Origin of the sequence: Acinetobacter sp. UBA2581 (genome assembly GCF_002339435.1) — a bacterium.
In the GTDB taxonomy this organism is placed as follows: Bacteria; Pseudomonadota; Gammaproteobacteria; order Pseudomonadales; family Moraxellaceae; genus Acinetobacter; species Acinetobacter variabilis.
In genome coordinates this window covers 1-6,997 of the sequence record NZ_DDLD01000095.1, presented here as the reverse complement: position 1 = coordinate 6,997, position 6,997 = coordinate 1, and the positions used below count along the sequence as shown (strand labels likewise).

Genomic DNA, 6,997 nt, shown 5'->3' with positions numbered 1-6,997 from the left:
AACATAATACACCTTATACGAAGTCAAAAAAATATATCTATATGATAATTAATGAAATTGTAATAACTATTCATAATGACCATTATGTAAAATGGATATGATAGAAGTGTACTAGTGAGTACACTTCTATCATAAAAAAGAGAGCTGCTAGCTCTCTTTTTTATGTTTTATTCAAAATGAAGTTGATATTTATCCGTCGTAATCTTGATCTTGAGGTTCTTATATTTTCGTTTTGTGGCACTCAGGGCTGAATCTGTCACTTCTGCATAAAATTTAGGGTCATTCATTAGATCATTAAATAGTTTATATCCAATCAATAACTTACTAGATTTTTTCTTTTCCTTTAGATCATTTTCAATCAACTGATCCAATTCTTTTACAGAAAAACTATGCATATTACCCTCTATAGTATCTTTCTGATAAAACAGCATACAGACTTAGCAAGAGGATTTAAAGCTTATTAGATAATTGATATTTATGAAATTGTGAGAAAGATAATATATTAGATTTATCTATTTAAGTTAAGTTTTTCTAAAAATAACATAATACACCTTATACGAAATACTTGATATTTATCATTAAATTTCAGTATATTAGATCAAGCCGTTGTGGGGCATAGGGTACCAGAGCGGCTTTTTATTGATTATTTATGTTCCACGCTTAAAATTCGAACAATGTTTCATGATTTTTATAAGTTAAACTAAATTTAGTTGCCAATCCCAATAAGCTATTCACTNNACGACTAATCCCAAAAGCTTTTCCTAATGCCATTTTTGAAGGGTACTTCCCTTCCTTCCAGTCTTGTCGCAAAGCTTCAGCCTGATCAGGTTTCAATTTATGTACCCGACCTTTGTACTTCCCCTGAGCAGAGGCGAGTTTTATTCCTTCCTTTTGCCGCTCTAAAATTATCTCACGTTCGAACTGTGCAAAAGCACCCATCAATTGCAGCATCAAATTATCCATCGGGGTGGATTCGGCCGTAAAAGTAATATTTTCTTTTACAAACTGGATGGCAATCCCTCGTTTGACCAGTTTATCTACTTCAGTGACCAAATCTTTCAGGCTTCGCGCAAAACGATCCATGGAATGTACAATCACCCTGTCCCCTTCCCGGACATAGTTCAACATTTCCTGAAATTTAGGTCGGTCAGTATTTTTACCTGAAGCACGGTCAACAAAAATCCGGTCGACTTCAATTCCCTCAAGTTGACGTCCAGTGTTTTGCTCGACAGAACTTACCCGGATATACCCTACTTTTTGGCCTTTCAATTTTTCACGCCCCAATTGGATAAAAATGAACAATTTCGTAAATTATAAATCCTTAATACTAAAGTTACATGTTATTTATGATTAAAAATCATTTAAATGATACATAATTTCATGAACTTTCAGATTGTAACTTTAGGGTATGCTCTAAATATACATATTTAAATAACGAGTTTTTTCTCACTCATAAGAATTTGCAAGAATATATATACATTTATTGACATTAAGTAATTTAAATAAAATCAATATATGTATTTGCATATATGTGGAAATACGTATATAAATATATCTGAGTTTCTAATAGCAGAGTCAGTCAAAATGTTCTCGACCATAAAGATTTATCACAATCCTGAGTGTGGTACATCAAGGAATACCTTAGCTTTAATTCAAAATGCAGGAATTGAACCAATCGTTATTGAATATCTAATTACCCCACCTTCGAAAGCAGAATTAATTGAACTTATTCGTAGTGCTGGTTTAAGTGTTAGAGAAGCAATTCGTAAAAATGTACCTCCATATTCTGATTTAGAAATTGTTCGGGAAGATTGGTCTGATGAACAGCTTTTAAATTTTATGCTTCAACATCCTATTTTGATTAACCGCCCATTCGTTGTTACGGATTTAGGTACACGTTTGTGTCGTCCTTCTGAAGTTGTTTTGGATATTCTCCCGTTTCCTCAGAAAGGCGCATTTAGCAAAGAAGATGGTGAAAAAATTATTGATGAAAATGGCCTAAGAATTAAATAGCACTTTCTCATCTCTTGAATGGAAAGAATGTGAAGGAGACTTATATGGATCAAGTTAATTTTTTTAAATGCTTATCAGATGAAACACGTCTCAATATAGTGACATTAATTGTTGAAAATAAAGAACTATGTGTATGTGATTTGACTGAAAAACTACAACTCAGTCAACCTAAAATTTCAAGACATTTAGCCCTTTTACGTGCTTCAGGGCTACTTCAAGATCGCAGACAAGGCCAATGGGTTTACTACAGTATCAATCCAAAATTGGCCAACTGGTGTTATGAAATTTTAGATATTTTGAAGACGGTTCAATCTCAATCAAAGCTGGATGATCAACACCCCCTTTCTGTAAATAGTTATTGTGAGTAATTCAATGAAATTTTTATTTTTATGTACTGGAAATAGCTGCCGTAGCATTTTGTCTGAAGTTTTGTTTAATAGCCGAGCACCAGAAGGTTGGAAAGCCTATAGCGCTGGGAGTAAGCCTTCAGGTCAAGTTCACCCGCTAACTTTAGAAACCCTTGAAAACTTAGGGTTATCTACTGAAGGTTTATGGAGTAAAACGATTGATGACTGTGAACAGTACCAACCTGATGTTGTGATCACGGTATGTGACTCTGCTGCTCAAGAAGCCTGTCCACTTTATTTGGGTGGAGCAATCAAGGCACATTGGGGCCTAGCTGATCCTTCACACCTGGAAGTAAATAAAGAAGAAAAAATGAAAGCTTTTATGACCACTGTTGAACATATCAACCGTCGTTTAGATGCTTTATTTGCCCTAGATGTAAATAAACTTTCTCGTCCTGAACTCATTGCTGAAATCAATAAAATTTCGAATGTTGAGTAAGAGATATGTCTGAAAAACGCTTATCCTTTTTAGATCGTAACCTGACGCTATGGATTTTTATTGCCATGGCTCTAGGTATTGCAATCGGAAACTTCTTTCCGCAAGCTTCTGTCGCACTCGATCAATTAAGTATCAACTCTGTGAATATTCCAATTGCAGTTGGTCTTATTCTGATGATGTATCCCCCCCTGGCAAAAGTGAACTATGCGACGTTGCCACAAGTATTTAAAGATAAAAAAACACTAACTTTATCTTTAATACAAAACTGGCTAATTGCCCCAGTACTGATGTTTGCTCTGGCTATTATATTTTTACATAGCTATCCCGAATATATGACTGGTGTCATCCTAATTGGTCTAGCTCGATGTATTGCCATGGTATTGGTTTGGAATGGCCTAGCTTGTGGTGATAATCAATATGTTGCAGCCTTAGTTGCCTTTAACAGTATCTTCCAGATTTTATTCTTCAGTACCTATGCCTGGTTATTCCTGACCTTCCTGCCACCTTATTTCGGTGTTGCTTCACAGGTCATTAATGTTGATTTCTGGACCATCACCCATGCTGTTCTGGTTTATCTTGGTATTCCATTTCTGTTGGGTTTCTTAACGCGTTGGATTCTGGTGAAACAAAAAGGGGTAGAGTGGTATGAAACTCAGTTTATTCCGAAAATCAGCCCGCTGAGTTTAATGGCTTTACTGTTCACGATTCTGGCCATGTTTAGCCTAAAAGGTGGTGATGTCGTGAGTCTTCCACTGGAAGTTTTACGAATCGCGGTTCCTTTAACCATTTACTTCGTTTTGATGTTCTTTATCAGCTTCTTCATGAGTAAATGGATGGGCAATGACTATCCTAAGACCACAGCAATCGCATTTACTGCAGCCGGGAATAATTTTGAATTATCACTGGCAGTCGCAATTGCCACTTTTGGTATCGCTTCACCTGTTGCTTTTACCACGATTATTGGTCCATTGGTCGAAGTTCCGGTGTTGATTGCCTTGGTGAGTGTTTCGCTCTGGCTGAGAAAAAAAGTTTTTAAAGAGGCCTAATTCTATGAATCTCCCAAACGTAGATCTTAATCTTCTTGAGCAACCGACTTTTGAAAAAGTTCAGGCAAAAGAACTTGCTCATCCCCCTCGCATTTTGCTCCTTTACGGCTCGAATCGAGAACGCTCTTACAGTCGCCTTGCCGTTCTTGAAGCCGGTCGAATCCTGGAGCATTTTGGGGCGGAAGTAAAAATCTTTCATCCTAAAGGGCTTCCTTTACCTGAAGATGCGGATACTGAGCATCCAAAAGTAAAAGAGTTGCATGAACTTTTAGCATGGTCAGAAGGCATGGTCTGGTGTTCACCTGAACGCCATGGTTCTATGAGTTCAATTTTTAAATCACAAATAGACTGGATTCCACTGGCAGGGGGTGCAATCCGTGCCACCCAAGGTAAAACTCTTGCCTTGATGCAAGTCAGTGGCGGATCACAGTCATTTAACAGCCTGAACCAGATGCGTATTTTGGGTCGTTGGATGCGGATGATCACCATTCCAAATCAGTCCTCAGTTCCAAAAGCATTCTTGGAATTCGAAGAAGATGGACGAATGAAACCTTCAGCTTTCTATGACCGGATTGTGGATGTGATGGAAGAGTTATTTAAGTTCACCCTACTGACCCGTGGTCAAAGCAAATACCTGACAGATCGTTATTCTGAACGTAAGGAATCGGCTGAAGAATTATCTAAACGTGTGAATCAGCGTAGTTTGTAAACGCTAGGTGATATTAAATGCAAAAGAGACATTCTAAATTAATTATTCTAGGTTCAGGCCCTGCGGGTTATAGCGCAGCTGTATATGCTGCACGTGCCAACTTAAAGCCAACGCTGATTGCCGGTTTACAGCTAGGTGGTCAGTTGACCACAACAACCGAAGTCGACAATTGGCCGGGTGACCCTGAAGGTCTAACTGGTCCTGCACTCATGGAACGTATGCAAGCGCATGCTGAACGCTTTGGTACTGACATTGTCTATGACCATATCAACGAAGTTGATTTAAGCGTTCGTCCATTCGTTCTAAAAGGTGATATGGAAGAGTTCACTTGTGATGCCCTGATTATTGCAACAGGTGCAACGGCTCAGTACTTAGGTCTTGAATCTGAAGCTGCATTTATGGGTCAAGGCGTAAGTGCCTGTGCAACCTGTGATGGTTTCTTCTACAAAAACCAAAAAGTTATGGTTGTCGGTGGTGGTAATACTGCGGTTGAAGAAGCCCTTTATCTATCCAACATTGCTTCACACGTGACTCTAGTTCACCGTCGTGACTCTTTGCGTTCAGAGAAAATTCTTCAAGATCATCTGTTCGAGAAAGAGAAAGAAGGTAAAATCAGCATCACTTGGAATCATCAAGTGGACGAAGTTCTTGGTGACAGAACGTCAGGTGTAACTGCAGTTCGCCTGCAATCTACCCAAGATGGCTCTAAACAAGATGTAGAAGTTACTGGCTTATTTGTTGCCATTGGTCATAAACCGAATAGCGGCATGTTTGAAGGTCAGTTGAACCTTCGTGATGGTTATATTCAGGTTCAAAGCGGTACGGCAGGTAATGCGACTGCTGCATCTGTTCCGGGTGTATTTGCTGCGGGTGATATTGCTGACAGCGTTTACCGTCAAGCGATTACTTCGGCAGGTTCAGGCTGTATGGCTGCACTTGATGCTGAAAAATATCTTGATAATCTGAATTGATGAGTAGGTTGTCATAATTGAAAAAGTGAATAAATGTAAAAACCCAGTCTTCATGATTGGGTTTTTGCACTAAAGAAATCAGATATAAAAAACAAAAGGGGAAAAGGCGTTGAACCAGAAACAGACGGAAACAGATGTCATCATTATAGGTGGTGGACAGGCTGCTTTATCTACTGCTTATTTTTTAAAGCGCAAGAAAATCCCATTCATTATATTGGATGAGCAAAATCAAGCAGGGGGTGCCTGGCTGCATACCTGGGAGTCATTGCGTCTTTTTTCTCCTAATACCTGGAGTTCTCTATCCGGTTGGATGATGCCCATCACTGAACAGACCTATCCAACACGAAATGAGGTGATTCAGTATTTATCGGCTTATGAACAGAGATATCAATTTCCGATTGTTCGTCCAGTACATGTCGATCGTGTGGAATCGAATGGAAAGTATTTAGACGTATATGCTGGAGAAAAGTTTTGGCGAGCCAAGGCCGTGGTTAGTGCAACCGGGACATGGAGCCAGCCGTTTATTCCTGATTATCCGGGACAAGAAAACTTTCAAGGTACACAGTTACATTCAGCCCATTACATGAATGCAGACCCATTTAAAGGTAAGAAAGTCATCGTTGTGGGTGGTGGGAATTCAGGCGCTCAAATACTCGCTGAGGTTTCACAAGTTGCTGAAACCATTTGGGTCACGAAAACTCCACCTCAATTTTTATCCGATGATGTGGACGGTCGTGTACTGTTTTTAAGAGCGACGGAACGCTTAAAAGCACAGCAAGAGGGTAAAGTCATTGATCAGCCTGTTGGGGGGCTTGGTGATATTGTGATGATTGATAGTGTTAAGGAGGCAAGGCAGAGAGGGGTTTTGCATAGTCGTCCACCTTTTAAATCATTTACCACAGACTCTATCATTTGGCCTGATGGCTCAAAAGAGCAAGTCGATGCGGTGATCTGGTGTACAGGGTTTAAAGCTTCTTTGGATCACTTGAGGACTCTGGGGGTGATAGAGCCAGACAACCTGATAGAGGTTAAGGACGGAAGATCGGTCAAGATGCCGAACTTGTGGTTGGTAGGCTATGGGGAATGGACTGGGATGGCTTCAGCTACGATAATTGGAGTTTCTAGAACAGCGAGAACCACAGTGGAGGAAATCGTTGCTTATCTACACGAAATTGATACTAAAAATTATTTAGAAAAATGAGCTATCTATCTCATTAGAGGATTTTAAAATAGACTCTTTTCAATACGTTACCTATATTAGGTAAGCTAAAATAATTCCATTTTCATAATTCTATTTGCTCTATTGAATGATAAATACAAGGCGTTAAATAGATAGAATATCTACTTAACGCCTTAGGTCTTATCTCAATAAAAGTACAGGTTTTATAGAGCTTGATAACAATTTGGTCGTC

At 39.0% G+C, this 6,997-nt stretch carries 9 protein-coding genes; 7 read left to right on the top strand and 2 right to left on the bottom strand.

Annotated elements, in window-relative coordinates:
* Window positions 1–167: 167 nt before the first annotated feature.
* Window positions 168–395, bottom strand: a complete 228-nt coding sequence (locus B3Q46_RS12150) for a hypothetical protein (protein ID WP_004812234.1) — start codon at window positions 393–395, stop codon at window positions 168–170.
* Window positions 396–660: 265 nt separating this feature from the next.
* Complete coding sequence (locus B3Q46_RS12145; protein WP_286716021.1) at window positions 661–1,269, bottom strand: recombinase family protein; 609 nt, start codon at window positions 1,267–1,269, stop codon at window positions 661–663.
* Window positions 1,270–1,584: 315 nt separating this feature from the next.
* Here B3Q46_RS12145 and arsC point away from each other — a divergent pair, with 315 nt between their 5' ends.
* The 7 genes from arsC to B3Q46_RS12110 all read left to right on the top strand — a co-directional run bounded on the left by arsC (window position 1,585) and on the right by B3Q46_RS12110 (window position 6,786).
* Window positions 1,585–2,013: an arsenate reductase (glutaredoxin) gene (gene arsC, locus B3Q46_RS12140; protein WP_004644743.1), complete on the top strand. Its 429-nt coding sequence runs from the start codon at window positions 1,585–1,587 to the stop codon at window positions 2,011–2,013.
* Window positions 2,014–2,057: 44 nt separating this feature from the next.
* Window positions 2,058–2,381 (top strand): metalloregulator ArsR/SmtB family transcription factor, encoded by a 324-nt coding sequence (locus B3Q46_RS12135; RefSeq protein ID WP_004644742.1) that lies wholly within the window; start codon window positions 2,058–2,060, stop codon window positions 2,379–2,381.
* Between the two features lie 4 nt (window positions 2,382–2,385).
* Window positions 2,386–2,859 (top strand): arsenate reductase ArsC, encoded by a 474-nt coding sequence (locus tag B3Q46_RS12130; RefSeq protein ID WP_004726772.1) that lies wholly within the window; start codon window positions 2,386–2,388, stop codon window positions 2,857–2,859.
* Between the two features lie 5 nt (window positions 2,860–2,864).
* Window positions 2,865–3,905, top strand: coding sequence for an ACR3 family arsenite efflux transporter (arsB, locus tag B3Q46_RS12125; RefSeq protein ID WP_010116223.1), 1,041 nt, complete (start codon window positions 2,865–2,867; stop codon window positions 3,903–3,905).
* Between the two features lie 4 nt (window positions 3,906–3,909).
* Window positions 3,910–4,614, top strand: coding sequence for an arsenical resistance protein ArsH (gene arsH, locus B3Q46_RS12120; protein ID WP_005253621.1), 705 nt, complete (start codon window positions 3,910–3,912; stop codon window positions 4,612–4,614).
* 17 nt (window positions 4,615–4,631) lie between these two features.
* The gene (trxB, locus tag B3Q46_RS12115) at window positions 4,632–5,585 is read left to right on the top strand and encodes a thioredoxin-disulfide reductase (RefSeq protein WP_005021621.1); all 954 of its coding nucleotides are present in this window, start codon (window positions 4,632–4,634) and stop codon (window positions 5,583–5,585) included.
* A gap of 109 nt (window positions 5,586–5,694) precedes the next feature.
* Window positions 5,695–6,786 carry an ArsO family NAD(P)H-dependent flavin-containing monooxygenase gene (locus B3Q46_RS12110; protein ID WP_005253618.1) on the top strand — a complete coding sequence of 364 codons (1,092 nt, stop codon included), beginning with the start codon at window positions 5,695–5,697 and terminating at the stop codon, window positions 6,784–6,786.
* The last annotated feature ends 211 nt before the right edge of the window (window positions 6,787–6,997 follow it).

Coding starts and splice junctions, on each gene's coding strand:
- B3Q46_RS12150 (WP_004812234.1), bottom strand. CDS start 395: ATGCATAGTTTTTCTGTAAAAGAATTGGATCAGTTGATTGAAAATGAT.
- arsC (WP_004644743.1), top strand. CDS start 1,585: ATGTTCTCGACCATAAAGATTTATCACAATCCTGAGTGTGGTACATCA.
- B3Q46_RS12135 (WP_004644742.1), top strand. CDS start 2,058: ATGGATCAAGTTAATTTTTTTAAATGCTTATCAGATGAAACACGTCTC.
- B3Q46_RS12130 (WP_004726772.1), top strand. CDS start 2,386: ATGAAATTTTTATTTTTATGTACTGGAAATAGCTGCCGTAGCATTTTG.
- arsB (WP_010116223.1), top strand. CDS start 2,865: ATGTCTGAAAAACGCTTATCCTTTTTAGATCGTAACCTGACGCTATGG.
- arsH (WP_005253621.1), top strand. CDS start 3,910: ATGAATCTCCCAAACGTAGATCTTAATCTTCTTGAGCAACCGACTTTT.
- trxB (WP_005021621.1), top strand. CDS start 4,632: ATGCAAAAGAGACATTCTAAATTAATTATTCTAGGTTCAGGCCCTGCG.